Raw genomic sequence first — 26641 nt, forward strand, 5'->3', positions numbered from 1 at the left:
ACGCCCGGGCGGCCAGCCGCGGCAGCCGCCCGGCGGAGTGGACAGGGGCAGGTCGCGCCCTTATATTCATCACATGATGAAAATCGTGTCGGGACCCGGCGGACCCACCCGACCCGCCGTCACCACCCGGGCGCTGACCGTCTCCCGGGGAGGCACCGAGATCCTCCACGGCCTTGACCTGGACCTGCCCGCAGGCTCCGTCACCGGGCTGCTGGGCCCCTCCGGCTGCGGCAAGACCACCCTCATGCGCACCCTGGTCGGCGTCCAGCGCTACCGGGGCCAGGTCACCGTCCTGGGCCACCGGCCCGGGGCCCGCCCCTTGCGCGACCGCGTCGGCTACATGACCCAGGGCAGGAGCGTCTACACCGACCTCACCGCCCGCCAGAACGTCACCTACTTCGCACGCCTGGCGGGTCCCCGTGCCATGGACCCCGCCGAGGTCCTGGAGCGCGTCCGCCTCACCGCCCTGGCGGACCGCCCGGGCTCGACCTACTCCGGCGGCGAGACCAACCGGGTGTCCCTGGCCTGCGCCCTGGTGGGGTCCCCCGAGTTGCTCGTCCTGGACGAGCCCACCGTCGGCCTGGACCCGCTGACCCGGGAGGACCTGTGGGTGACCTTCCGCGACCTGGCCGAGCGCGGGACCACCCTGCTGGTCTCCAGCCACGTCATGGACGAGGCCCTGCGCTGCGACTCCGTCCTGCTCATGCGCGACGGCCGCTTCCTGGCCCACGAGACCGCCTCGGGCCTCATGGAGCGCACCGGCGCCCCCACCATGGACGCCGCCTTCCTGGCCGTCATCCGCCAGGCCGACCACGCCCGCACCGCCAGCACCACGGAGGCCGTCCGATGAACCCGCGCACCTACCTGGCGACCACCGCCCGCGTCCTGACCCAGCTCGGTCACGACCGGCGCACCATCGGCCTCATTATGGTGGTGCCCTCTGCCCTGGTGACGCTGCTGTACCTGGTCTACCTCGACTCCCCCCTGGGCGAGGTGCTCTTCGACTCCCTGGCGGTCTCCATGATCGCGATCCTGCCCATGGCCGTCATGTTCCTGGTCACCAGCGTCACCATGCTCCGGGAGCGGGCCAGCGGCACCCTGGAGCGCCTGTGGACCACGCCCCTGCACCGGGCCGACCTGGTCATGGGCTACGCCACCGCCTTCACCCTGCTGTCCCTGGGGCAGTCCCTCCTCCTGGTGGCGGTGTGCGCCTGGGGCCTGGGCGTGAGCCTGGCCGGCAGCTGGGCCTGGGTGGTCCTGGTGGCGCTGGTGGACGCCTTCGTGGGGGTGGCCCTGGGCCTGCTCGTCTCGGCCTTCTCGCGCAGCGAGTTCCAGGCGGTCCAGTTCATGCCCCTGGTCATCGGCATCCAGCTCTTCCTGTGCGGGATCCTGGTGCCGCGCGGTGAGCTGCCGCGCGTCCTGGAGCTGGTCAGCCGCCTGCTGCCCATGAGCTGGGCCGTCAACGCCGTTGACGAGGTCCGTACCAGCGACGTCGTGACCGCCGGCCTGGTGTGCGACCTGGGGGTCCTGGTGGCCACCGGCCTGGTCGTGCTCGCCGCCGCGCCCCTGACCATGCCGCGGCGCACCCGCTGAGGCCCGCCCTCCTACCCCCCCGCGCCGCCCCACCGCGAGAACGGTACTTATTGCCCGCGAGAACGGTACTTGTTCGTCGTGAGAACGGTACTTATTGCTCGCGAGAACGGACGTGTTCACAGCAGGCTCCCAGGATCGTCCCAGAGACGGTGGGCCGTCGTCGGGGGCGAGGGCCGGGACGGGACAGGAGACACGAGGAACAGCCTCAGAATACCGGTATTGGGCCCGAGGCATGACAGGATGCCGCTCATGACGATGCGCGCGCTTGTTCTCGACGCCCCCGGTGACCCGCAGTCCCTTCACATCGCACAGATCCCCGTCCCCGAGCCCGGCCCCGGTCAGGTGCTGGTGCGGGTCCACGCCTGTGGCCTGAACCCGGTGGACGTCAAGACCGCCCGCAGCGGCGACGACGCCTGGCACTGGCCCCACGTGCTGGGCCTGGACGTGGCCGGGACCGTGGAGGCCGTGGGGGAGGGGGCCGAGCAGGCCGCGACCATCCCCGAGCTGGGCGTGGGCAGCCGCGTGGTCCTCCACCACGACCTGCGCCGCGGCGGAGGCTACGCCGACTACGTGGTGGTGGACGCCTGCGCCCTGGCCCGGATCCCCCAGGGGGTCTCGGCCCAGGACGCCGCCGCCCTGCCCTGCGCCGCCATGACCGCCTACCAGGCGCTGACCCGCCTGGCGCTGACCTCGGGCAGCAGCTTCCTGGTCACCGGCGGCGCCGGAGGGGTAGGGGGCTACGCCGTCCAGCTGGCCCGTCACCTGGGGACCCGGGTCATTGCCACGGCCTCGGCGGCCAACCTGGACTACGTGCGCTCCCTGGGCGCGGACGAGGTCATTGACTACCAGGCCCAGGACGTGGTGGCCCAGGTGCGTGAGCGCACTGACGGGCGCGGGGTCGACGCCGTCCTGGACACGGTGGGCAGCCGGTCGGCCACCGACAACCTGCGCGCCCTGGCCTTCAACGGCGCCCTGGCGTACACGGCCGGCCGCCCCGACCTGGACGTCCTGCCCCCCTTCGGGGTCGCCCCCTCGCTGCACGAGATCTCCCTGGGGGCGGCCTACTCCCACGGGGACGAGGTCGCCGTGCGCGACCTGTCCGTCATGCTCGCCGAGTTGCTCTCCCTGCTGCTGGAGGGCGGTATCGACCCCTGTGTCCAGGAGGTAGTCGACCTGGAGGACGTGCCCCGCGGCCTGGAGCGCCTGGCCACCGGGCACGGGCGGGGCAAGATCGTGGCCGCCGTCAGCCCCGAGCCCCAGGAGGACCTGGTCGCGAGCGACGACGCCGGGGACAGGATCCGCGAGGAGGTGGCCCAGGTGATTAGTGCCGGGATCGAGGACGAGGACGCCTAGGAGGTGCGTGCCGACGGCGCCGGGGGCGACGCCGCGCGGCAGGCCCAGGCCTGAGCCGGCGGGAGCGGTCGGGCCTGCCGTCCCCCGTCTCCTGTCGCGGCTCGCGCCCTGCCGTCACCGACACCGGGGCGCGAGCACCCGGCCCCTGCCGTGGCGGGCCGGCCGCCTCGGTGTCGCGCCCGCCGCCTACCTGGCCCACAGGTCTGAGAGGCAGCGGACACCCGGATTGCTTGCACTAGAAGATATATCGTGCCATAGTCTCTTCCAGTGCTAGCAGGATTGAGGTGGTCGGGTTGCCGCGTCCGTCGGACCCTTTGAGGGCCTCGGGTTCCGGGCCTGCCCCCGGTGCCGGGCCCACACCCAGTACGGGGCCCACCCCAGGCACCGGGCCCACTGGCACCGGCCCCGCCGGGACCCCGGGCACCGGGGCCGCCACCAGCCCGGCGTGGGAGGCCGAGGCCCGTGACCTGGCCGGCCAGGTACTGCGCCACCTGGGGGCGATGCACCACGGCAGGAGCCAGGACATCCAGGCCAGCACGCGCGGGGAGGCGGCCGTCCTCTTCTTCCTGGCCCAGCGCTCCGACGACCTGCCGCCACCCCCTGCCGCCCCGGCCCCCCACGGCCCCCAGGAGCCGGAGACCTTCCTCACCCCCGGTGACCTGGCCGCGGCCCTGAGCCTGAGCAGCGCCCGCGTGGCCAACATCCTCAAGAGCCTGGAGCGCAAGGGACAGGTCGAGCGCATCCACGACACCGTGGACCGCCGGCGGGTGCTCGTCCGGCTCACCCCGGCAGGGCAGACGGAGGTCCGTCGCCGCGGCGAGGAGGTGCTGACCAGCACCACCTGCCTGCTCACGGCCCTGGGTCCTGAGGACGGGCGCGCCGCGGTCCGCATCCTGGGGCGGGTCCGTGAGCTCATGGACTCCGGCGTCGTGACGCCCCCGCCGCCCCCGCACACCTAGCCCGCGACCCACCACCGCGCCCGCGCCCCGCCTGGGACCCGGGCGCCCCAAGACACCTTTTCCACCCCGGCCGCACGGCCACACGCAAGGAGCGCACATGCTGAACGTCCTGAGACGCCTCTCCTCCAGGCAGAGGCAGATGGCGGGCGCCGCCCTCATTTTTATCGTGCTCCAGGTCTGGCTGGATCTGAGGCTCCCGGACTACATGTCCACCATTACCACCCTGGTGACCACCGAGGACTCGGCCATGAGCGAGGTGCTCAAGCAGGGCGGCTACATGCTCGCCTGCGCCCTGGGCTCCCTGGTCTGCGCGGTCGTGGTGGGCTACCTCGCCGCACGCATCGCCGCGGGCCTGGCCCGGACCCTGCGCGAGGAGGTCTTCAACCACTCCCTGGCCTTCTCCGACGCCGAGGTCGGCCGCTTCTCGGCACCGAGCCTGATCAACCGTGCCACCAACGACGTCACCCAGATCCAGAACGTCATCGCCATGGGCATGCAGGCGGTCGTCAAGGCCCCCATCCTGGCGGTGTGGGCGATCCTCAAGATCGCGGACAAGGCCTGGGAGTGGACCACCGCCACGGGCGTGGCCGTCATCGTCCTGTGCATGATGCTCGGCGTCATCATCGCCGTGGCCATCCCGCGCTTCCAGCGCATCCAGGGCCTGACCGACGTCCTGGGGCGGGTCTCGCGCGAGCAGCTCACCGGTATCCGCGTGGTGCGCGCCTACAACGCCGAGGCCTACCAGGAGCGCAAGTTCGCCGACGCCAATGACGACCTGACCGGCAACAACCTCGTGGCCAACCGGGTCATGGCGATCATGAGCCCGGGCATGACCTTTATCTCCTCGACCCTGACCCTGTCGGTCTACGCCATTGGCGCCCACCTGGTGGAGGCCGCCGCCGGCCCGCAGCGCGTGTCCCTCTTCGCGGACATGGTGGTCTTCTCGAACTACGCCATGCAGGTGGTCATGGCCTTTATGCTCCTGACGCTGGTCTTCATCCTCCTGCCGCGCGCCCAGGTCTCCGCCCGCCGCATTACCGAGGTCCTGAGCACCCGGCCCAGCGTCGCCGACGCCCCCCGGGCGGCCTCACCCGGTCAGGACGCGGCCGCACCGGGCACCGTCACCTTCGAGAACGTGTCCTTCCGCTACGCGGGGGCGGGCGACGACGCCCTGACCGGTATCAGCTTCACCGCCGCCCCCGGCCAGACGGTCGCCTTTATCGGCGCCACCGGGAGCGGCAAGTCCACCCTGGTCAACCTCGTCCCCCGCCTTGCCGACGTCACCGCCGGACGCGTCCTGGTGGACGGCCGGGACGTACGCGACTACAGCCTGCACGACCTGCGCGGCCGCATCGGCTACGTGCCCCAGCGCGCCTACCTGTTCAGCGGGACCGTGGCCTCCAACGTCGCCTACCCCCGTGGGGACGAGCTCACCGAGCAGGGGCGTGACGCCGTCGAGCAGGCCCTGGAGACCGCCCAGGCCTCCGGGTTCGTCGCCGAGATGGAGGGCGGGGCCGACGCCACCATCACCCAGGGCGGCACCAACGTCTCCGGCGGGCAGCGCCAGCGCCTGTCCATTGCCCGGGCCCTGGCCGCCAGCCCCGGGATCCTCATCTTCGACGACTCCTTCTCGGCCCTGGACTACACCACCGACCGCGCCCTGCGCCGCGCCCTGGCCCGACGCGACCCGCGCGCCACCACCCTCGTGGTGGCCCAGCGCATCGGCACCATCCGCGACGCCGACCAGATCATCGTCCTGGAGCACGGCCGGGTGGTGGGCCAGGGGACCCACGCGGAGCTCCTCGCCACCTGCCCCACCTACCAGGAGATCGCCAGCTCTCAGCTCAGCAAGGAGGAGCTCCGTGCCTGACACCACCGACAGGACCGCCCGCCCCACCGGCCTGGCCGACGACCAGGCCGACGCCCGCCCCACCGGCCTGCCCACCAGCCCGGCCGACGACCGGGCCGAGGTCCGGACCGAGGCGGATCCGGGCCAGGAGGTAGCGGAGGCGGCCCCGGCCCTGCGTCCCCGCCTCGTGGCCCGCCACCCCGTCCGGGAGGGCTTTAAGGCCTACCTGCGGCCCTACCGGTGGACGATCTGTGTCTCGGCGCTCATGGCGCTGGGCGGCTCCGTCCTCAACCTCGTCGGCCCCTCCCAGCTCTCCAGGATCACGAACATCGTGGCGCAGGGGCTCACGGGCGGCGTCGACCTGGCCCGGGTCGGGCGCCTCACCACGGTCCTGGCCCTCCTGTACGCCCTGGGGCTCGTGCTCAACTACGTCCAGGGCTACCTCATGGCCAACGTGGTCCAGTCTACCACCCGCGCCGTGCGCCAGGACCTGTCACGCAAGTTCAACCGGCTCCCGCTGAGCTACCTGGACTCGCGGTCCACCGGCGACGTCCTGTCCCGGGTCACCAACGACGTGGACACCATGAGCCAGTCCATGAACCAGTCCATGTCCTCCCTGGTCTCCTCGGCGGCCCTGCTGGTGGGCAGCACCGTCATGATGCTGTGGACCAACTGGGTCCTCGCGCTGGCCGGCATCACCTCGGCACTGCTGGGCATGGCCCTGACCATGGGGATCATGGGCAGGTCGCAGCGGTACTTCCAGCGCCAGCAGGAGCAGCTCGGTGCGCTCAACGCCCACGTGGAGGAGACCTACGGCGGCTTCACCGTGGTCAAGGCCTTCCGGGGCGAGGAGCGGGCCGCCCGCGTCATGCACGAGCGCAACACCGAGCTCTACGACTCCGCCTGGAGGAGCCAGTTCCTCTCGGGCCTCATGATGCCGCTGATGATCTTCATCGGGAACCTCTCCTACGTGGTGGTCTGCGTGGTGGGCGCCGTGCTGACCATGAACGGCTCCATCGAGTTCGGCACGATCGTGGCCTTCATGGTCTACATCCGCCTGTTCACCCAGCCCCTGCAGACCGTCGGCCAGGTGGCCGCCTCCATCCAGCCCATGACGGCGGCGGCGCGCCGCGTCTTCACCCTGCTGAACGAGGAGGAGATGGGGCCGGAGATCACCAGCGACGACCCGGCGGGGGCGCCGCGCCCGGGGGAGGTGGTGCGCGGCGCGGTGGACGTGGAGCACCTGCGCTTCGGCTACACCAGGGACCGCGTCGTCCTCCACGACTTCTCCGCACGGGTGGAGCCCGGCCAGAAGGTGGCCATCGTGGGGCCCACGGGGGCGGGGAAGACCACCATCGTCAACCTCCTCATGCGTTTCTACGAGGCCGACTCCGGGTCGATCCGCATTGACGGGCACGACGTGACGGCCATGACCCGCGCCCAGCTGCGCGACATGTTCGGCATGGTCCTCCAGGACACGTGGACCTTCCAGGGGACCCTGCGGGAGAACCTCGTGTACGACGTCGAGGGCGTGGACGACGAGCGCCTGGACGAGGTCTGCGCCGCCACCGGGATCACCGAGCTGGTCCGCCAGCTGCCGCAGGGCTACGACACGCTCCTGGACGAGACGGTCACCCTCTCGGCGGGCCAGAAGCAGCTCATGACCATTGCCCGGGCCATGGTCAAGGACGCCCCCCTGCTCATCCTGGACGAGGCGACGTCCTCCGTGGACACCCGCACCGAGATCCAGGTCCAGGCGGCCATGGACCGCCTCATGCAGGGGCGGACGAGCTTCGTCATCGCCCACCGCCTGTCCACGATCAGGAACGCGGACCTCATCCTCTACCTCGAGGGCGGGGACGTCAAGGAGTCCGGCACCCACGCCGAGCTCCTGGAGCGCGGCGGGGCCTACGCCGCGCTGTACAACAGCCAGTTCGACCCTGCCTGACCCCCGCCCGGCGCCCGGCGGGGCCGCAGGTGGCGCCAGGTGGTGGGGCCAGGCTCGGCGGTGGTGGCGCGGCGCCCGGCGGTGGGGTGGGGGCGGCGCCCGGCGGCGCGGGGCCCGCAGGCCGCGGCGCGGCGCCCGGTGGCGGCGCACGCGATTCCGGGCGCCTCACGCATAGGATCAGGCCACAATGACAGACAGCCCCACCACCGGTACCACCCGCACCCTCGTCCTGCCCGGCGACCTCGCCCCCGTCCAGATCCTCGGCGCCCGCGACGAGGTGCTGCGCGCCGTCGAGAAGGGGTTCCCGGACGTGGACATCCACGTGCGCGGCACCGCCGTCACCGTCAGCGGTCAGGCGCCCCGGGTGGACACCGTCATGGTGCTGCTCAGCGAGCTCATTGACGTCGCCCGCACGGGCACGCCCCTGGGCGCGGACGCCGTCGAGCGCGCCATCAGCCTGCTGGAGGCCGCCGCCCGCCCCGTCGAGGTCCTGGCCGAGGACGTCCTGACCGCCCGCGGCCGCACCATCCGCCCCAAGTCGCTGGGGCAGAAGGCCTACACCGACGCCATTGAGGAGTCCACCATCACCTTCGGCGTCGGCCCGGCCGGGACCGGCAAGACCTACCTGGCCATGGCCAAGGCCGTGGACGCCCTGGCCCGCCAGCAGGTCTCCCGCATTATCCTGACCCGCCCCGCCGTGGAGGCCGGGGAGAGCCTGGGCTTCCTGCCCGGGAGCCTGACCGACAAGATCGACCCCTACCTGCGCCCCCTCTACGACGCCCTGCACGACATGCTCGAGCCCCAGGCCCTGCCCCGGCTCATGGCCGCCGGCACCATCGAGGTGGCGCCCCTGGCCTACATGCGCGGACGCACCCTCAACGACGCCTTCGTCATCCTGGACGAGGCCCAGAACACCACTCCCGAGCAGATGAAGATGTTCCTCACCCGCCTGGGCTTCGGCTCCAAGATGGTGGTCACCGGGGACACCTCCCAGGTGGACCTGCCCGGGGGCCGCCCCAGCGGGCTCGTCGTGGTACGGCGTATCCTTCAGGACGTGGAGGGGGTGCGCTTCTGCGAGCTCGGGGCGGCCGACGTCGTGCGCCACCGCCTGGTGGGCCGCATTATCGAGGCCTACTCCCGCTACGACGCCGAGGCGGCCGCCCTGGCGGCGGGGCAGGGCGGGCGCCACCGCCAGGGCCGCTACCGTCCCGGGGCCCGCCCCCGCAACCAGCCCGCCGCAGCCGTGAGGAGAACCGCGCATGACCACTGAGGTCAACAACGAGACCGACGTCCAGATCGACGGCGCCGAGTTCGCCGCCCTGGCCGACCACGTGCTGCGGGCCATGCACGTCAACCCCATGGCCGAGCTCAATATCATCTTCATTGAGCCCGACCCCATGGCCGAGCTCCACCTGCGCTGGCTGGACCTGCCCGGCCCCACCGACGTCATGAGCTTCCCCATGGACGAGCTGCGCCCGGGCACACCCGGCTCCGAGACCCCGCCGGGGACCCTGGGCGACATTGTCATCTGCCCCCAGGTGGCCGCCCAGCAGGCCCTGGCGGCCGGGCACTCCACGGTGGAGGAGATGCTGCTGCTGACCACCCACGGCATCCTCCACCTGCTGGGCTACGACCACGCCGAGCCCAAGGAGAAGCAGGAGATGTTCGAGCTCCAGCGCACCCTGCTGCTGACCTTCCTGGCGGAGCGGCAGGCATGAGCCACGTGCCGGTCGCCTTCCTGGTGCTCTGCGCCGTCACGGCGCTCGCCCTCGGGGCCGTCCTGGCCGCGGGGGAGTCGGCGCTGGTGCGCATGACCCGGGCCGCCGCCGAGGACCTGGTGGACCAGGGGCACCGGGGGTCGGAGCAGGTCGTGGAGCTGACCCGACGCCGCAGCCAGGTGCTGACCACCGTGGGCAGCACCCGGGTGGCGGTGTACATGCTCGCCGCGATCCTGCTGACCCTGGCCGTCGCCAGCGTCCTGACCTCCTGGTGGCAGGTCCTGGGGGTGTCGCTGGTGCTCAACACCCTGCTGCTGGGCGGGGTCGTGGGCCTGTCCCCGCGCACCCTGGGACGGCGCGACCCCGAGGGCGTCCTGCTGGTCCTGGCCGGCCTGCTGCTGCGGGTCAACTCCCTGGGGGCCCCCTGGCGCTGGCTGGAGCAGCGTTTCGGGCGCTCCTCCACCCTGACCCAGGCCGAGGCCCGGGAGGTCGTGGGCCAGGAGCTGCGTGAGATGATCGACGAGATCGGGCAGCCGCAGTCCATCGAGGACGAGGACCGCCAGATGCTGCGCAGCGTGGTCGAGCTGGGGCAGACCCTGGTGCGCGAGGTCATGGTGCCCCGTACCGACATGGTCACCATTGACGCCGCCAAGACCATGGCCTCCGCGCTGCGCCTGTTCGTGCGCTCGGGCTACTCGCGCGTGCCCGTGGTGGGGGAGGACGCCGACGACGTGCGCGGCATCCTCTACCTCAAGGACGTGCTGCGCCACGTCACCGAGGACCCCGGGCGCGAGCACCACGAGGTGGGCTCCTACGCCAGGGAGGCCGTCTACGTCCCGGAGACGAAGCTCGCCGACGACCTCCTGCGCGAGATACAGGTCAGCCACGTCCACATGGTCCTGGCCGTGGACGAGTACGGGGGCACCGCCGGGTTGGTGACCCTGGAGGACCTGCTGGAGGAGGTCGTCGGCGACCTGACCGACGAGCACGACCACGCCGAGCCGGAGGCCGAGGACCTGGGCGGGGGCGTCTACCGGGTCCCGGTGCGCCTAGGCCTGGACGAGCTCGGGGAGCTCTTCGGCACCCAGGTCGAGGACGACGACGTGGACACCGCCGGGGGCCTGCTCACCAAGGCCGTCGGCCGGGTCCCCCTGCCCGGGGCGGTGGGCTACGCCCAGGGCCTGCGCCTGGAGGCCGAGCAGGCCATGGGGCGACGCCGCCAGGTCGCCACCCTCCTTGCCAGCCGCGACCCCGGGCCCGCCTCCGGGTAGCGGCCCGCCGGCGCGCCCCGCCTCCCGGGCCGCCCGCTACCCGGGCCCGCACTCGCGCCGCGGGCTCTCAACGGGGCGGGGGCCGCCTGCTACCCGGGCCGGCTGCGCCTGCCGCACCGAGGGCGTGGCAGACTACCGGGTGGTACCCGTAAGACCTCGCCCCGGCGCCAGGCCGCCCGCAGCGCGGGCACGCCGGTGCGTGGCGGAGCCCCCAGAGAGGCCAGAGAGGACAGCGCCCATGAGCGACCCAGCCAGCGAGCAGACCGGCGACGGCGGTGCCGGCGCCGAGACCACCGCCGGTGAGCCCGCGCCCATCCGCCCTCCCAACGGCCCGCGGCCCGACGGCGCCCCCGAGCCCCTGCCCGCCTCGGCGCGCGTGGAGGTCCCCGAGGCCCCTCAGGGCTTCCGCGCCGGCTTCGTGTGCCTGGTCGGGCGCCCCAACACGGGTAAGTCCACCCTGACCAATGCCCTGGTGGGCACCAAGGTGGCGATCACCTCCGGCCGCCCCCAGACCACCCGGCACAACGTGCGCGGCGTCGTCCACCGCGAGGGCGCCCAGCTGGTCCTGGTGGACACCCCCGGGCTCCACCGTCCCAGGACCCTGCTGGGCAGGCGGCTCAACGACCTGGTCCGCGAGACCCTGGCGGACGTGGACGTCATCGCCTTCTGCCTGCCGGCCAACGAGAGGATCGGGCCGGGTGACCGCTACATCGCCCGCGACCTGGCCGGGCTGCGCGCCCCCGTGGTCGCCGTGGTCACCAAGACGGACACCGTCAGCCGCCAGGCCCTGGCCGCCCAGCTCCTGGCCGTGGACGCGCTGGGGGACTGGGCGGACATCGTCCCGGTCTCGGCCGTGCGCGGCGAGCAGGTCGGCGTGCTGACCGACGTGCTCGCCTCCCACCTGCCCCCCTCCCCGCCCCTGTACCCCACCGGGGAGGTCACCGACGAGCCCGTGGAGGTCATGGTCGCCGAGCTCGTGCGCGAGGCCGCCCTGGAGGGGGTGCGTGACGAGCTGCCGCACTCCCTGGCGGTGGTCGTGGACGAGATCGTCGACCCCCGCTCCGCCCGCGAGCGGGGCAGCCGTGTCAAGGGGTCGGGCAACCGCCTCCAGGTGCGGGTGAGCCTGGTCGTGGAGCGTGACTCCCAGAAGGCCATTGTCATCGGGCGGGGCGGGGCCCGCCTCAAGGAGGTGGGGGTGCGCGCCCGCGCCGGGATCGAGCGGCTCCTGGGTCGCAGGGTCTACCTGGACCTGCACGTGCGCACCGCCAGGGACTGGCAGTCCGACCCCAGGGCCCTGGCCCGGCTCGGCTTCTGAGCGCGGGCGGCGGCGTGCCGACTGACTCCGCTGGTCAGCGCCCCTGGCAGGGACTGTGGTCCTAGTCGTGTCGGCGTCTGCGCCACCTCCCTGCCCGTCGCCCCCGGGCCCCGCGCCCTGGTTCCGCCCGGGCGCCCCCGAGGCGACACCTCGTAATATAGGTGCGTAGAACGCCACAATGACGCACACTGTGGGGGTAACCGCACGCCTCGCGAAAGGCATCCCCCCATGAAGGCCCCCGTCTCCGGCCCCACCTGTCCGCCCTCCGCCCGGGAGCGCCGCTGCCCCGACCACCTGTGGGACCTTGGTCTCAAAGCAGTGGAGCGGGCCCGCCGCTGGGCCGACGAGTCCGTCAACGAGCCCACGCCGCGCACCGCCAGGCTCCTGTCCTCCGTCCTGGCCGACCCCGAGGGCCTGGGCTTCACCACCCGCTTCGTGGACGACGTGGTGCGCCCCGCCGACCTCGACGTGGCCGCTGCGGCCCTGACCAGGCTCGCCGCCGGGCGCACCGACTTCCTGCCCGTCCCCCTGGCCGCCGCCATGGGCCTGGGGGGCGCGGCCGCCCGCCTGGCCCCCAGGGCCGTGGCCGCCGTGGCCCGCCGCACCTTCCGGGAGCTGGTGGGCGACCTCGTGGTCGACGCCACCGACCGGGGCCTGGGCCCCGCCCTGGCCAGGCTGCGCGCCGGGGGCAACCGCCTCAACGTCAACCTCCTGGGGGAGGCGGTCCTGGGGGAGAGGGAGGCCGCCCGCCGCCTGGCCGAGGTCTCCCGCCTGGTCACCCGCGAGGACGTGGACTACGTCTCCGTCAAGGTCTCGGCCGTCACCGGCCCCCACAACCCCTGGGGCTTTACCGAGGTCGTCGCCCACGGCGTGGAGGCCCTCAGCCCCCTGTACCGCCTGGCCCGCGACCACGGCACCTTTGTCAACCTGGACATGGAGGACTACAAGGACCTCGACCTCACCCTGGCGGTCTTCACCGGGATCCTCGACCAGGAGGACCTGCGCGACTACGAGGCCGGCGTCGTCCTGCAGGCCTACCTGCCCGACTCCCCGGCCGCCATGGAGCGCCTCCAGGCCTGGGCGGCCCGGAGGGTGGCGGGAGGCGGGGCCCGGGTCAAGGTGCGCGTGGTCAAGGGCGCCAACCTGTCCATGGAGAGGGTGGACGCCGAGATCCATGGCTGGGAGCTGACCACCTGGCCCACCAAGCAGGCCACCGACACCAACTACAAGCGCATGCTCACCTGGGCCATGACCCCCGAGCGCACCGCCAACGTGCGCCTGGGCGTGGCCGGGCAGAACCTCTTCGACATCGCCTTCGCCTACGAGCTGCGCGCCGCCCGCCTGGAGGAGGCCGACGCCGTGGAGTTCGAGATGCTCTCGGGCATGGCCACCGACCTGGCCGAGGTGGTGCGTCGTGACGTGGGGCACCTGCTGCTCTACGTCCCCGTGGTCCACCCCCACGAGTTCGACGTCGCCGTCTCCTACCTGGTGCGCCGCCTGGAGGAGAACGCCGCCCCCGCGAACTTCATGTCCGGGGTCTTCTCCCTGGCCACCGACGGGTCCGTGTTCGCCCGTGAGCGCGACCGCTTCCTGGCCTCCCTGGCCGACCTCGACCCCGGTGCGCCCTCACCCGCCCCCCGCCGGGTCCAGGACCGCCTGGCCGAGGCCGGGGCCGGGGTGCCCGAGCCGACCGGGAGCCTGGAGGAGCGCTCCAGCCGCCCCTTTGCCTCCACCCCCGACTCCGACCCGTCCCTGGAGGCCAACCGCCGCTGGGCCCGTGGTATCGCCGAGGCCGTGCCCACCTCCACGCGCGGCGCCCAGGCGGTCCAGGACGCCCAGGGGGCCTGGGCCACCACCGCCGACGTCGACGCCGTCCTCGCCTCCGTGGCCCGGGCCGCCGCCGACTGGGCCGCGCTGGGGGCCCGGGAGCGGGCCGCCGTCCTCCACCACGCCGGGGACGTCCTGGCCGCCCGCCGCGGCGAGCTCATTGAGGTCGCCGCCTCCGAGGCCGGCAAGACCATTGACCAGGCCGACCCGGAGGTCAGTGAGGCCATTGACTTCTGCCACCACTACGCGGCCGCCGCCCTGGATCTGGAGGACCCCGCCTACCTGGTGGGGGCGCGCTTCGAGCCCGTGGCCGTGACCGTGGTCGCCTCCCCCTGGAACTTCCCGCTGGCCATCCCCGTGGGCGGCACCGTGGCGGCCCTGGCCACCGGCAGCGGCGTCGTCCTCAAGCCGGCGCCCCCGGCCCGCCGCTGCGCCGCCGAGCTCGTGCGGGCCCTGCACGACGCGGGCGTGCCCGCTGACGTCCTGGTCCTGGCCCCCGTGGAGGACGGCGAGGTCTCCCGGCACCTGGTGACCCACCCGGGTGTGGGGCGCGTGGTCCTCACCGGCTCCTACGACACCGCCCGCCTCTTCCGCTCCTGGAGGCCGGACATGCACCTGCTGGGGGAGACCAGCGGCAAGAACGCCATTGTGGTCACCCCCTCGGCCGACCCGGACCTGGCGGTGCGCGACGTGGTGGCCTCCGCCTTCGCCCACGCCGGGCAGAAGTGCTCGGCGGCCTCCCTGCTGGTCCTGGTGGGCTCGGCGGGCCGCTCCGCGCGCCTGGCCCGACAGCTCGTTGACGCCACCGCCTCCCTGCGGGTGCTCGGCCCCGCGCACCTGGACTCCCAGGTCGGCCCGGCCGTCGTGCCCGACGACCCCAAGGCCCTGCGGGGCCTGACCACCCTGGGGCCCGGTGAGCGCTGGGTGCTCGAGCCCCGCTACCTGGGTGGCGGGCTGTGGCGCCCCGGCATCCGCGTGGGGGTGGCCCCCGGCAGCGAGTTCCACCTCACCGAGTACTTCGCCCCGGTCCTGGGGGTCATGCGCGTGGAGACCCTCCAGGAGGCCGTGGACGTCGTCAACGCCGTGGACTACGGGCTCACCTCGGGCCTGCAGACCCTTGACCGCGACGAGCTGGCCACCTGGCTGGAGGGCGTCCAGGCCGGCAACCTCTACGTCAACCGCGGCATTACCGGCGCCATTGTGCGCCGCCAGCCCTTCGGCGGCTGGAAGCGCTCGGCGATCGGCGCGACCACCAAGGCCGGCGGCCCCAGCTACCTGCTGGGCCTGGGGGAGGTCGTGGCCGCCGACGCCGCCCCGCCCGGGGCCGGGGACCTGCGGGCGCACCTGGACGGAGGGGTCAGGGCCGTCTACGACGCCGTCCGCTCCGGCCTGGGCCGTGAGGACTCCGTGTTCCTCCACCAGGCGCTGCTGGCCGACGCCGAGGCCTGGGAGAACGCCTACGGGCGCAGCCGGGACGTGGGCGCCCTGGTGTGCGAGCGCAACGTCCTGCGCTACCGGCCCACCGCGGTGGTCGTGCGGGCCGAGGCCGGCACCCACCTGGCCGACCTGGTCCGGGTCCTGGCGGCCGGCGTGCGCGCCGCGGGGCCGCTGAGCCTGTCGGTGGCCGAGCCGCTGCCCCCGGAGCTGGGCGCCGCCCTGACGGGTGCCGGGGTGGTGGTGGCCGTGGAGCGGGGCCGGGTGTGGAGCGCCCGCCTGGCCGACACGGCCGCCTGCGGCCCCCAGGGGGCGCGGGTGCGGATCCTCGGCCCGCGCACCCAGTCGGCCCGGGAGCGGTGGGAGCAGGCCTGCCGGGCCACCTCCGGCAGCCCCGACGTCGCCCTGTACACCGGCGCGGTGACCGCCTGCCCGCACACCGAGCTGCTGCCCTTCCTGCGTGAGCAGGCCGTGTCGGTCACCGCCCACCGCTTCGGCACCCCGCTGGACCTGGCCGCCGGGCTGCTCTAGGGCACCGGCCCTTAAACGGCAGCGGGGGCGGGGGCCAATCCGCTCGGCCCCCCGCCCCCGCTACCGGCCTCGTCGCGCGCTGCAGGCGCGCGACGGGCCTACCGGCTCGCGCTGGCCGTCTTGGGCTCCTCCAGGCCCAGGTACTCGTCCATGTCCTCCAGGGCGACCCCCTTGGTCTCGGGCATGACGAGGATGACCCAGAACAGCAGGCCCACCATGCACACGAAGAAGAAGCCGAAGCCGGCCGCCGGCCCGATCCTGGCCACGACGCCGGGGAAGAGCCAGGTAATGATCGCGGCCGCGGTCCAGTGCGTCAGCGAGCCCAGCGACTGTCCCCGGGCCCTGATGCGCGAGGGGAAGATCTCGGACAGGAAGACCCAGATGACCGACCCCTCGCCGAAGGCGTGCGAGGCGATGAACAGGGCCAGGGCCGCGAGCACCAGGTAGGAGGCCCCGCCGGGGCTGCCGGTGGAGCCATCGGCGTTGTTGCTCTTGATGACGGTGAGGAAGAGGACCGCCAGGGTCCCCAGGGAGACCAGGTAGCCCACGGTCCCGATGAGCATGAGCCTGCGCCGGCCCACCCGGTCGATAATGGACACCGCCGCCACGGTGGCCACCAGGTTGACCAGGCCGATGCCGGCGGACTGCAGGAAGGATGCCGTCGTGTCGAAGCCGGCGAGCCTGAAGATCTCGGGGGCGTAGTACAGGACGGCGTTAATGCCCGAGAGCTGGTTGAAGGCCGCGATGGCGATGGCCAGGAGGATGACCTTGCGGTTCTGCCTGACGAAGAAGGGTGCCTTGGTGGCGTTGAGGGCCCGGTCCTGCTCGATCTGGGCGCGGACCTCGGCGACCATGGTGGCGGCCTCCTCCTCGTCGCCCGTCAGGCGCTGGGCGACGGCCTCGCCCTCGGCGATGCGGCCCTGGCCGATGAGCCAGCGCGGGGTCTCGCAGATGGTGGGCAGCAGGGCCAGGAAGATCAGCGTGGGGATGGCCATGGCCGCCAGCATGTAGCGCCACTCGACCGTTGTCGGGTCGCCGGACACGATCGCCGGGACGAGCTTGAGGACCACGACATTGGACAGGTAGGCCGTCAGGATACCGATGACCACGGACAGCTGCACCAGGCCCACCAGGCGGCCGCGCTTTGAGGGCGGGGCGATCTCCGCGGTGTAGATGGGCGACAGGACGCTGGCCATGCCCACGCCCACGCCTCCCAGGAGCCGGAAGGCCATGAGGAGCCACAGGTTGGGGGAGATGGCCGTGAGCAGGGACCCGGCGAGGAAGAGGAAGCCGATCCACACCAGGACGCGCTTGCGCCCGTAGCGGTCGGCGGGCCTGCCGGCGATCACGGCCCCGATAATGGTGCCGATGAGCGCAGTGGCCACCACGAAGCCGTACCGGGTCTCGGTGATGCCGAAGTGCGCGATAATGCCTCTCTGGGCTCCGGAGATGACCGCGGTGTCAAAACCGAAGATGAGTCCTCCGACTGCTGCGACAATGGATGATCGTAGGACGAGTGGGTTCATAGTTGTGACTTCTCCTGGGGTGGGGTGGTGCGTGCTCACGCTGTTGTGCAGCACGTCGGAGAGAGTTGGGCCGATAGGAGTCAGCGGGCCTGCGCGCAGGCGTCGGCGTACACGGGGCGGGGGAGGTGCCGACGGCCCTGCGTGCCGTTGGTAGTCTCCCCGCACGAGGGTGCCGGTGACCGGCACCGAGGGCCCTGCGCGGTGGGCGCACGGCTGGGGCGGGTCCCCTCCCGACGTCGGGAGGGACATACCAGCAAGTAAAATATGGTGTGTAACACATGTCAAGTTGTAGCGGTGTGCGTCTTAAGGGGACCAGGCGGCGGGCACGCGCGCGTGCCGCCCTCCTGGTCGGCAGGGCGGCACGCGGCGGGGGACGGATCCTGGCTCGGCCCGCGGGGGCGCTCGGCGGCCTGGTCTCACCTCAGGCGGGGGAACTCCTCTAGGGAGAACACCGACTCCACGGGCACGTCGAAGTACCGGGCGATGCGCAGCGCCAGGTGCAGGGAGGGGGCGTACTCGCCGCGCTCCAGGTAGCCCACCGTCTGGTAGTGCACACCCAGGGCCTGGGCGAGCTCGCGGCGGCTGACCCTGCGGTCGGCGCGCAGGACCGCGATCCGGTTGTGGACGCTCTCCTCGGCCATTACAGGCCCGACTGCGAGCGGATAGTGGACTGCATACGGGACAGGGTACCGATGCTCTCCCTGCGGAAGGAGCGGCGGATGACCGCGGGCACCGCCGCGAAGCCGACGACGGCCCAGGCCGCCAGGACCCCTGCGGCCAGGGCCGGGGCGAAGGCCCCGCCGATCTCCCAGGCCGGGTCGCCCGCCAGCGCCCACCGGCTCAGGTGCCCCGACCAGTACGTGGGCAGGACCAGCTGGATCCCCTGGGCCCAGCCCGGGAGCCAGGTCAGGGGGAAGAGGACGCCGCTGGTGAGTACGAGGGCGAAGATGACCAGGTAGGTGACCAGCATGCTGTAGACGCCCCGTGCCAGGGCGCCCATGAGGAAGCCCAGGGGGGCCGAGGCGACGGCGGACAGCGCGATGAGCGGCAGGCAGGTCAGGATCTGGGACGCGCTCAGGGGCAGGTCGACAAAGAGTACGGCGGCCAGGAGCATGGCCGCCTGGATCGCTATGGTGTTCGCAATGGTGGAGATCGTCTTGCCGAGCGCCCACACGGCCGGGCCGTGGGGCAGGATGCGCACCCGCAGCAGGGCGCCTCCGACGCGGTCGCCGTAGGTCTCCCCGACGATCTGCATGGTGATAAAGCAGCTGAACGCGCCGATGCTGCCGGCGACGAACATGGGGCCGAACGCCGTAGCCGCGTCGACGGCGCCGTTGCTGAGCCTGCCGACCAGGATGACGGGGACGGCCGTGAACAGCAGCGAGATGGCCCCCGTTCCCAGGATGACCGGCCGCAGGTCGCTGGCCGCCTGCCGGGCGGCCGCGTGCAGGACGGCGGGGACGGTGCGCATGGTCATGACTGCTCCTCCTTGTTCACCAGGGCGAGGTAGGTCTCCTCCAGGGTGGGGCGGGTAATGGTGAGGTCGGTGATGGCGCCCAGGTCGAGCTGGGCCAGGAAGCGCTCGGGGGCGGCGGTGGCGTGGACGTGGTGCTCCCCGTCCTGGACCCAGGTGACCTCGGCGTCGTGGCCCAGGCGCTCGCGCAGGGCGGTCACAGTCCCGTCGGCGATCACGCGCCCCCGGCTCATAATGAGCACGCGCGAGGCGATGCGCTCGGCCTCGGCCAGGTCGTGGGTGGTCATGAGGACGGTGGCGTTGTCGTCGTCCACGCACTGGAGGATGAGGTCGTGCAGGTGGGCCTTGGAGGCCGGGTCCAGGCCCGTGGTCGGCTCGTCCATGACGAGCAGCTCGGGGCGGCCCATGAGGGCGGCGGCGAAGTCGATGATGCGCCGCTGCCCGCCCGACAGGCGGGACAGGCGGGAGGTCGCCTTGTCGGCCAGCCCGACGGCGTTAAGCACCTCGGAGGTGCCCATGACGTCGGGGGAGGCGGTCAGCTGGATGGCGCGGATCCACTCCAGCTGGTCGACCACCCGCCACTTGGGGTGGTCGGTCCAGTTCTGCTGGACCAGGCCCACGCGCGCCCAGAAGGCGGCGCCCGCCCGGCGCGGGTCGGTGTCCAGGACCCGGACCGAGCCGGCGGTGGGGGTCAGGGAGCCCAGCAGGTTCTCCACCAGGGTCGTCTTGCCGACCCCGTTGGGGCCCAGCAGGCAGACGACCTCGCCGGCCTCGACCGACAGGCTCAGGCCCCGCAGGACCGGTTCCGCCCCGTAGGAGAACTCCAGGCTCTCCGTGGTGATGACAGCAGGGGGCAACAGAAACCTCCTCAGTAGGTATGCCATTAGATGTAGTACACATGCTACAGAATGACGGAGGAGTCCGCTACCTCCTGTGTGTCCCTGCCTCCCTCCGCCTGCCTCCCGGTGGGGCCCGGCCCCGGCCACGCGACGCGCGGCGCGTCATTGCGGTAACGTCGTCTCCGTGCGAGCGACCACGCGCCCGGGGGCGGGCCTCCTGCTTAGTCGCCGCGGCGGGGCCTGAACGGCCGGCACCCCGACCGCGGCTGACGCCCCCTGCCCGGCCAGGCCCGCGGCAGGCGCCTGCAGCGGGCACACAACCACGTCAGGAGAAGTCCCCGATGCGCACCGCCCGCCCCGCCCCCCAGCAGCCCTCCGGCATGCCGTACGCCAAGTACAGGCCCTTCCTGGACACGGTGGTCACGGACCTGCCCGACCGCACCTGGCCCACCAGGCGCATCACCCACGCCCCCCGGTGGCTGAGCACCGACCTGCGTGACGGCAACCAGAGCCTCATCGAGCCCATGGGCCCCGCCGCCAAGCGCGCCGTCTTCGACCTGCTGGTGGACATGGGGTTCAAGGAGATCGAGATCGGCTTCCCCGCCGCCTCCCAGACCGACTACGACTTCGTGCGCTCCCTGGTCCAGGACGGTGCCGTGCCCCAGGACGTGACCGTCTCGGTGCTCACCCAGTCCCGTGAGGACCTCATTGACCGCACCCTGGACGCCTGCGTGGGCCTACCCCGGGCCACCGTCCACCTCTACAACGCCCTGTCCCCGCTCTTCCGCGAGGTCGTCTTCCGCATGGGCCGGGACGATATCCGCGAGCTCGCCGTGGACGGCACCCGCCAGGTGCTGGCCCGGGCCGAGAAGGTCCTGGGCGACGAGACGGTCTTCGGCTTCGAGTACTCCCCGGAGATCTTCGTGGACACCGAGCGCGAGTACGCCCTGGAGGTCTGCGAGGCCGTCATGGGGGTGTGGCAGCCGGGGGAGGACCGGGAGATCATTATCAACCTGCCGGCCACCGTGGAGCGGGCCACCCCCAACGTCTACGCCGACCAGATCGAGTGGATGAGCCGCAACCTGCCCCACCGGGAGCACGTGTGCCTGTCCCTGCACAACCACAACGACCGCGGCTCCGGGGTGGCCGCCGCCGAGCTGGGCCTGCTGGCCGGGGCCGACCGGGTGGAGGGCTGCCTGTTCGGCCACGGCGAGCGCACCGGCAACGTGGACCTGGTCACCCTGGCCCTCAACCTCTTCAGCCAGGGCGTGGACCCCATGCTCGACATCTCCGACATCGACGCCGTGCGGCGCACCGTGGAGCGCTCCACCGGCATGGACGTGCCCCCGCGCACCCCCTACGTCGGCGAGCTGGTCTACACCTCCTTCTCCGGGAGCCACCAGGACGCCATTAAGAAGGGCTTCGCCGCCCGCGCCAAGCAGGTCGAGGCCGCCCGGGCCGAGGGGCTCGACGCCGAGGGCGCCGAGACCGCGGTGACCTGGTCCATGCCCTACCTGCCCATCGACCCCCACGACGTGGGCCGCTCCTACGAGGCCGTGGTGCGCGTCAACTCCCAGTCCGGCAAGGGCGGCGTGGCCTACCTGCTGAGGACCACGCACAACCTGGAGCTGCCCCGCCGCCTCCAGATCGAGTTCTCCCGCATTGTCCAGCGGCACGCGGACACCTACGGCGGGGAGATCGACGCCGCGACCCTGTGGACGATCTTCACCGACGAGTACCTGCCCGCCAAGGCCGCCCCCGGGGCCGACCTGGCCCCCTGGGGCCGCTTCGCGCTCACGGGGGCGACCCTGACCCAGAGCCAGGACGAGGACTCCGTCCTCACCGTCACCCTGCGCGACGGCGGCGCCCGGCGGCTGCTGACCGCCTCGGGCAACGGCCCCCTGGACGCCTTCGTCGCCGCCCTGGAGTCCACCGGGGTGGACGTGCGCATCCTGGACTACGCCGAGCACGCCCTGAGCCAGGGGCGCGACGCCCTGGCCGCCTCCTACGTCGAGTGCGAGGTGGACGGCCAGGTCCTGTGGGGCGTGGGTATCGACCCCTCCATCACCACCTCCTCCTTCAGGGCCGTCATCTCCGCGGTCAACCGCGCCCTGCGCTGAGGCGGACGTGGGCGTCAGGCTGTACCGGGATGAGGCCGTGGTCCTGCGGACCTACCAGCTGGGTGAGGCCGACCGGATCGTGGTCGCCCTCACCCGCCACCACGGCCAGGTCCGGGCCGTGGCCAAGGGGGTGCGGCGCACCACCTCCCGCATCGGGGCCCGCCTGGAGCCCTTCAGCATGGTCGACGTCCAGCTGCGCCCCGGACGCAGCCTGGAGGTGGTCACCCAGGTGGAGACCATCGACCCCTTCTGCCGGGTCGTGTGCGCCGACTACGCCATGTTCACCTGCGCCACCACCATGGCCGAGACCGCCGAGCGCCTCACCCGGGACGACGGGGACCTGGGCACCGAGTCCAGCCCCCGGCAGTACCTCCTCCTGGCCGGGGCCCTGGCGGCCATGGCCCGACGTCGTCACGCCCCCGGCCTGGTCCTGGACTCCTACCTCCTGCGGGCCCTGGCCCTGGCCGGGTGGGCGCCGTCGTGCTACGACTGCGCCCGGTGCGGCGCGCCGGGGCCCCACGCCGCCTTCCACGTCCAGAACGGTGGGGCCGTGTGCGCCTCCTGCCGCACCGCCGGGGCCGTGGAGGTCGAGCCCGGCGCCATGGCGCTCCTGGGGGCGCTCCTGTCCGGGGAGTGGGCGGTGGCGGACGCCTCCGCGGCCCGCGACCGGGCCCAGGCCTCGGGGGTGGTCTCGGCCTACCTGACCTGGCACCTGGAGCGTAGGCTGCGTTCCCTGAGCCTCGTGGAAAGGACCTGAGATGGCTGACACCGACCAGCTGGTCGTCGAGCACGTGCCCCTGCACCGCCCGGGGCTGACGCCCCCGGACCTGGACGCCCAGGCCCTGCCCCAGCACGTGGCCTGCGTCATGGACGGTAATGGCCGGTGGGCCAACAGCCGGGGCCTGCCGCGCACCGAGGGCCACCGGGTGGGGGAGGCCACCATGATGGACGTCATCGCCGGGGCGGTGGAGCTGGGCATCCCCGAGCTGAGCGTCTACGCCTTCTCCACGGAGAACTGGAGGCGCTCGCCGGCCGAGGTCCGCTTCCTCATGGGCTTCACCCGTACCGTCCTGCGCTCCCAGACCGACGACCTGGACCGCTGGGGCGTGCGGGTGCGCTGGGTGGGCCGGGAGCCGCGGCTGTGGAAGTCGGTCCTCTCCGAGGTCCGCCGCGCCGAGCGCATTACCTCCGCCAACACCGGCACGGTGCTCAATATGTGCCTGAACTACGGGGGCCGGGCGGAGATCGCCGACGCCGCCCGCGCCATGGGCCAGGACGTGGCCGCCGGGCGGCTCAAGGCCTCCTCCATCACCGAGAGGACGGTCCGGCGCTACCTCTACTCACCGACCATGCGCGACGTGGACCTCTTTATCCGCACCTCCGGCGAGCTGCGCACGAGCAACTTCCTCATGTGGGAGTCGGCCTACGCCGAGCTGTACTTCTCGCCCCTGCCCTGGCCGGAGTTCGACCGCGTCCAGCTGTGGAAGGCGGTCGAGGCGTACGTGAACCGCGACCGCCGCTTCGGGGGGGCCGTGGACCGTGCGGCCCAGGCCGGCTAGGGGCCCAGGCCAGCGGGGGCGCAGGACTGCTAGGGGCGTCGGTCCGGCCTCGCCGAGCACGCGGCGCACAGGCCGAAGAGCTCGGCGGTGTGCTCCACGTCGGTGAACCCGTTCTCCTGGCTGATCCTGGCGACCCAGGTCTCCAGCGGGGCGGCGGAGACCTCCACAGTGGTGCCGCAGGAGCGGCACACGAGGTGGTGGTGGTGGCTGTGGGCGTCGCAGCGCCGGTAGAGGGTCTCGCCCTCCGCGTTGCGGATCTGGTCCACCTCCCCGCTCCCCGCCAGGGCCGTGAGGTTGCGGTAGACGGTCGCCAGCCCCACCCGCGTGCCCTCGGCGTCGAGCGCGGCGTGGATCTGCTGGGCGGAGCGGAACTCCTCGGTGCGGGACAGGATGTCGGCGACCGCCGCCCGCTGCCTGGTGGCCCGCTGCCTGCGGACGCCGGGCGCGGCCGGTCCGTCCTGCCTGGCTGCCGTGCTCATGTGCTGACCTCCTCACGGCGGCGCCCACGCACCGCCAACCGGACAATGGAGGTCACCATAGCGGTCAGGGCGTAGGCGCCCACCAGGATGACCACGATCATCGCGCCCGGCGAAGCGGACACCACGTAGGTGACCACCAGGCCCAGGACGCAGGAGGTCACCCCGATCCCCATGGCCAGGCGCATGGTCAGGGCGAAGGAGCCGGACACGAGCTGGGCGATCGCCACCGGCACGATCATGACGGCGCTGACCAGCAGGGCCCCGACCACCCGCATGGACACTGAGACGGTCAGGGCGGCCACCACCGCGACCAGGACGTTGAGGGCCCCGGTGGGCAGGCCGATGGAGCGGGCGAACTCCTCGTCGTGGCACAGGCAGAACAGCGGGCCGCGCAGCCCCAGGCCGACGAGCAGCACGAGGGCCGCCAGGGCGATGGTGAACCAGGCGTCCGGGACGCTGACCGTGGCGATGGAGCCGAACAGGTAGCTGGTCAGGTTCGTCGTCGTGCCCCCGGCGAGCTTAATGAGGATGACCCCGCCGGCGATGCCCCCGTAGAACAGGATCGCCAGGGCCACGTCGCCGCGGGTGCGGCCCCGGGCGCGGATGACCTCGATGAGGACGGCGCCCGCCACCGAGGTCAGGATCGCCCCGGGCACGGCCCAGGCGTCGTTGGGGGTGACATTGGCCCCGGCCCCGGCCAGCCACCCCAGGGCCACCCCGGTCAGGGCGATGTGCCCGATCCCGTCGCCCAGCAGCGCCAGCCCCCGCTGGACCAGGTAGGTGCCCACCACCGGGGCGGACAGGCCCACGAGCACGGCCACAATGAGCGCCCGCTGCATGAGGGGGCTGGAGAGCATGTCGTAGAGCGTGTCCGTCATGGGCGGTCCCTCCAGGTGTCGTGGTCCAGGAGCCGGGGGGCGTGGTGGACCACGGGGGCGGTGCTCCCGTGGACGTGCTCGTGCTCGCACCCCAGGGCGGGGTCGTGCCCGACGGGGTCGGCCGGGTCGTACTGCGTGGGGGCCAGGTCCGCCGCGGGCCGGTCGGCCACCAGGCGCCCCTCGGCCAGGACGACGGCGCGGTGGACCACCGGGGCGAGCTCACCCATCTCGTGGAGCACGGTCACCAGGGTCAGGCCCGAGGCGCTCAGGGCGGTGAGGATGCCTGCCAGCCCCTGGCGGCTCTCCCGGTCGATGCCGGCCAGGGGCTCGTCCAGCAGCAGCAGCTCGGGGCGGCGCACCAGGGCGCGGGCGATGAGGACCCGCTGGGCCTGCCCGCCGGAGAGGACCTGGACGTGGTCGTGGGCGCGGTGGGCCAGGCCCACGGCCTCCAGCGCCTCCTCGGCCCGCGCCCGGGCCCGCCGCCCCCGGTCCGCCCAGGGCCGGCGCGGCCCCAGCAGTCCCGAGCGCACCACCTCCAGGGCGGTGGCGGGCACCCCCGCGGCGGCCCCCACCCGCTGGGGCACGTAGCCCACCCGGTCCCAGGGCACGCGGGAGCGCTGGCGGACGTCGGTGCCGAACAGGCGCACGCTGCCGCCGGCCACCGGGTTCAGGCCCAGCAGGGTCCTGACCAGGGTCGACTTGCCCGAGCCGTTGGCCCCCAGCAGGGCCACCGACTCCCCGGCTCCCACGGTCAGGTCGATGCCGGACAGGATGAGGCTGGTGCCCAGGACCACGCTGAGGTCCTGCACCCTGACGGGCGGGTCGGGGGGCCTGCCGGGGGCGCGGGGCGCCCGGCCGTCCTGGGCCGGCTCGGTGGGGGAGGGTGCCATAGACCGTGTCCTGTGGGTGGTGGGGACGGCGCGGCGCCGTCGGTGGGCGGGGGGCTTACTTGCAGGCCAGGGCGGTACGCAGCTCGGAGAGGTTGCTCTTCATCTCCGAGGCGTAGTCACCGGAGTCCGGGGCGGACTCCAGGGGGTTGAGCACCTTGGTGGTGGTGCCGGTCTCGCTGGCCAGAGCCTGGGCGGTCTTGGGCGAGACGAGCTCCTCGGTGAAGATCGTGGTGGTGCCCGTGGACTGGACCACCTGCTTGATCGCGGCGAGGTCGGCGGGGCTGGGCTCGGACTCGGGGTCGATGCCGGAGATGGGGGCCTGGGTGAGGTGGTAGCGGTCGGCCAGGTAGCCGAAGGCGGCGTGGGAGGTGATGAAGGTCGTCCGCTCGCACTGGGACAGGCCCTGGGTGTAGGAGGTGTCCACGTCGGTCAGGGTGGCGGTCAGGGCCTTGAGGTTGGCCTCGTAGTCGCTGGCGTGCTGCGGGTCGGCCGCGGCCAGGGCCTTCTCCACGGCGTCGGCCGCCTTCTGCATCCGGGACGGGTCGAGCCAGAAGTGGGGGTCCAGGGCGCCGGCGTCGTGGTCGTGGTCGGCCTCGGCCTCGGTGGCCGGGGCGTCGTCGTGGTGCTCCTGGACGCCGTCGTGGTGGCGCAGGTCCACCACCCCGGAGAGGTCCGTGACCGAGGGGCCGGAGACCTGGCTGACGGCGTCGTCCATGGAGGCCTGGAAGCCCGCGACGTAGAGGACCACCTTGGCGGAGGACAGGGACGTGACGTCCTTGGGGGAGAGCTCGAAGTCGTGGGGCTCGACGTTGGCGGGGGTCACGGAGGTGACCGAGACGTGCTCCCCGCCGATCGCCTCGGCGAGGTAGGCGATGGGGTAGAAGGACACCGAGACCGCCAGCTTGCCCTGGGAGGCCGTCGAGGAGGGGTCGTCGGAGGCCCCCGAGGTGGAGGGGGAGTCGGAGGACAGCGCCGAGCAGGCGGTCAGGGCGGCGGTCAGGGTCAGGGCGGCGCCGACGGCGGTCAGGCGCCTCAGGTTGAGGGTCCGCATGGGAATGATTCTCACTTAAGGGTGGGG

General features: G+C 72.8%; 22 protein-coding genes. 14 read left to right on the top strand and 8 right to left on the bottom strand.

Going from position 1 to position 26641, the window contains the following annotated elements; translation table 11 throughout:
* Window positions 1–73 precede the first annotated feature (73 nt).
* From JJJ15_RS00095 to JJJ15_RS00145, 11 genes are all read left to right on the top strand, one after another.
* Window positions 74–850 (top strand): ABC transporter ATP-binding protein, encoded by a 777-nt coding sequence (locus JJJ15_RS00095; RefSeq protein WP_200511013.1) that lies wholly within the window; start codon window positions 74–76, stop codon window positions 848–850.
* Window positions 847–1593 carry an ABC transporter permease gene (locus JJJ15_RS00100; RefSeq protein ID WP_200511014.1) on the top strand — a complete coding sequence of 249 codons (747 nt, stop codon included), beginning with the start codon at window positions 847–849 and terminating at the stop codon, window positions 1591–1593. Before JJJ15_RS00095 ends, JJJ15_RS00100 begins: the two co-directional genes overlap by 4 nt.
* A 249-nt stretch (window positions 1594–1842) precedes the next feature.
* A complete protein-coding gene (locus JJJ15_RS00105; protein WP_200511015.1) occupies window positions 1843–2946 on the top strand; it encodes a zinc-binding dehydrogenase in 1104 nt (367 codons plus the stop codon).
* A 293-nt stretch (window positions 2947–3239) separates the two neighbouring features.
* Window positions 3240–3905, top strand: a complete 666-nt coding sequence (locus JJJ15_RS00110) for a MarR family winged helix-turn-helix transcriptional regulator (protein WP_200511016.1) — start codon at window positions 3240–3242, stop codon at window positions 3903–3905.
* Window positions 3906–4002: 97 nt separating this feature from the next.
* Window positions 4003–5775 (top strand): ABC transporter ATP-binding protein, encoded by a 1773-nt coding sequence (locus tag JJJ15_RS00115; RefSeq protein ID WP_200511017.1) that lies wholly within the window; start codon window positions 4003–4005, stop codon window positions 5773–5775.
* Entirely contained in the window at window positions 5768–7702 is a 1935-nt protein-coding gene (locus tag JJJ15_RS00120; RefSeq protein ID WP_200511018.1) for an ABC transporter ATP-binding protein, read from the top strand. The genes JJJ15_RS00115 and JJJ15_RS00120 overlap by 8 nt, the downstream gene beginning before the upstream one ends.
* 187 nt (window positions 7703–7889) lie before the next feature.
* Window positions 7890–8972, top strand: a complete 1083-nt coding sequence (locus tag JJJ15_RS00125; protein ID WP_200511019.1) for a PhoH family protein — start codon at window positions 7890–7892, stop codon at window positions 8970–8972.
* Entirely contained in the window at window positions 8962–9420 is a 459-nt protein-coding gene (gene ybeY / locus JJJ15_RS00130; protein WP_106108990.1) for an rRNA maturation RNase YbeY, read from the top strand. Before JJJ15_RS00125 ends, ybeY begins: the two co-directional genes overlap by 11 nt.
* Complete coding sequence (locus tag JJJ15_RS00135; protein WP_200511020.1) at window positions 9417–10691, top strand: hemolysin family protein; 1275 nt, start codon at window positions 9417–9419, stop codon at window positions 10689–10691. The genes ybeY and JJJ15_RS00135 overlap by 4 nt, the downstream gene beginning before the upstream one ends.
* Window positions 10692–10929: 238 nt before the next feature.
* Window positions 10930–12006, top strand: coding sequence for a GTPase Era (gene era, locus JJJ15_RS00140; RefSeq protein WP_200511021.1), 1077 nt, complete (start codon window positions 10930–10932; stop codon window positions 12004–12006).
* A gap of 228 nt (window positions 12007–12234) precedes the next feature.
* On the top strand, window positions 12235–15798 hold the full coding sequence (locus JJJ15_RS00145) for a proline dehydrogenase family protein (RefSeq protein WP_200511022.1): 3564 nt from the start codon (window positions 12235–12237) through the stop codon (window positions 15796–15798).
* Between the two features lie 98 nt (window positions 15799–15896).
* Here JJJ15_RS00145 and JJJ15_RS00150 read toward each other — a convergent pair whose 3' ends face one another.
* The 4 genes from JJJ15_RS00150 to JJJ15_RS00165 all read right to left on the bottom strand — a co-directional run bounded on the left by JJJ15_RS00150 (window position 15897) and on the right by JJJ15_RS00165 (window position 19655).
* The gene (locus JJJ15_RS00150) at window positions 15897–17378 is read right to left on the bottom strand and encodes a sugar porter family MFS transporter (protein ID WP_348641480.1); all 1482 of its coding nucleotides are present in this window, start codon (window positions 17376–17378) and stop codon (window positions 15897–15899) included.
* A gap of 362 nt (window positions 17379–17740) precedes the next feature.
* The gene (locus tag JJJ15_RS00155) at window positions 17741–17965 is read right to left on the bottom strand and encodes a helix-turn-helix transcriptional regulator (protein ID WP_106108995.1); all 225 of its coding nucleotides are present in this window, start codon (window positions 17963–17965) and stop codon (window positions 17741–17743) included.
* Window positions 17965–18801 carry an ABC transporter permease gene (locus JJJ15_RS00160; protein ID WP_200511024.1) on the bottom strand — a complete coding sequence of 279 codons (837 nt, stop codon included), beginning with the start codon at window positions 18799–18801 and terminating at the stop codon, window positions 17965–17967. Before JJJ15_RS00160 ends, JJJ15_RS00155 begins: the two co-directional genes overlap by 1 nt.
* Window positions 18798–19655, bottom strand: coding sequence for an ABC transporter ATP-binding protein (locus JJJ15_RS00165; RefSeq protein WP_200511025.1), 858 nt, complete (start codon window positions 19653–19655; stop codon window positions 18798–18800). Before JJJ15_RS00165 ends, JJJ15_RS00160 begins: the two co-directional genes overlap by 4 nt.
* A 323-nt stretch (window positions 19656–19978) precedes the next feature.
* On the opposite strand from JJJ15_RS00165, the gene leuA reads away from it, so the two are divergent.
* Genes leuA through uppS form a run of 3 tightly spaced genes read left to right on the top strand, consistent with a single transcriptional unit; the run spans window position 19979 to window position 23316 of the window.
* Complete coding sequence (gene leuA / locus JJJ15_RS00170) at window positions 19979–21757, top strand: 2-isopropylmalate synthase (RefSeq protein ID WP_200511026.1); 1779 nt, start codon at window positions 19979–19981, stop codon at window positions 21755–21757.
* Window positions 21758–21764: 7 nt separating this feature from the next.
* Complete coding sequence (gene recO, locus JJJ15_RS00175; RefSeq protein WP_200511027.1) at window positions 21765–22514, top strand: DNA repair protein RecO; 750 nt, start codon at window positions 21765–21767, stop codon at window positions 22512–22514.
* A 1-nt stretch (window position 22515) separates the two neighbouring features.
* Window positions 22516–23316, top strand: a complete 801-nt coding sequence (gene uppS / locus JJJ15_RS00180; RefSeq protein ID WP_200511028.1) for a polyprenyl diphosphate synthase — start codon at window positions 22516–22518, stop codon at window positions 23314–23316.
* 29 nt (window positions 23317–23345) lie between these two features.
* On the opposite strand, the gene JJJ15_RS00185 is transcribed toward uppS, so the two are convergent.
* The 4 genes from JJJ15_RS00185 to JJJ15_RS00200 are packed head-to-tail and all read right to left on the bottom strand — an operon-like array spanning window position 23346 to window position 26614.
* Window positions 23346–23795, bottom strand: a complete 450-nt coding sequence (locus JJJ15_RS00185) for a Fur family transcriptional regulator (protein WP_200511029.1) — start codon at window positions 23793–23795, stop codon at window positions 23346–23348.
* The gene (locus JJJ15_RS00190) at window positions 23792–24673 is read right to left on the bottom strand and encodes a metal ABC transporter permease (protein ID WP_200511030.1); all 882 of its coding nucleotides are present in this window, start codon (window positions 24671–24673) and stop codon (window positions 23792–23794) included. The genes JJJ15_RS00185 and JJJ15_RS00190 overlap by 4 nt, the downstream gene beginning before the upstream one ends.
* A complete protein-coding gene (locus JJJ15_RS00195) occupies window positions 24670–25563 on the bottom strand; it encodes an ATP-binding cassette domain-containing protein (protein WP_200511031.1) in 894 nt (297 codons plus the stop codon). Before JJJ15_RS00195 ends, JJJ15_RS00190 begins: the two co-directional genes overlap by 4 nt.
* Window positions 25564–25618: 55 nt before the next feature.
* Window positions 25619–26614, bottom strand: a complete 996-nt coding sequence (locus JJJ15_RS00200) for a metal ABC transporter substrate-binding protein (RefSeq protein ID WP_200511032.1) — start codon at window positions 26612–26614, stop codon at window positions 25619–25621.
* Window positions 26615–26641 lie beyond the last annotated feature (27 nt).

It is taken from the genome of Actinomyces sp. HMT897 (genome assembly GCF_016626125.1).
GTDB lineage: Bacteria > Actinomycetota > Actinomycetes > Actinomycetales > Actinomycetaceae > Actinomyces.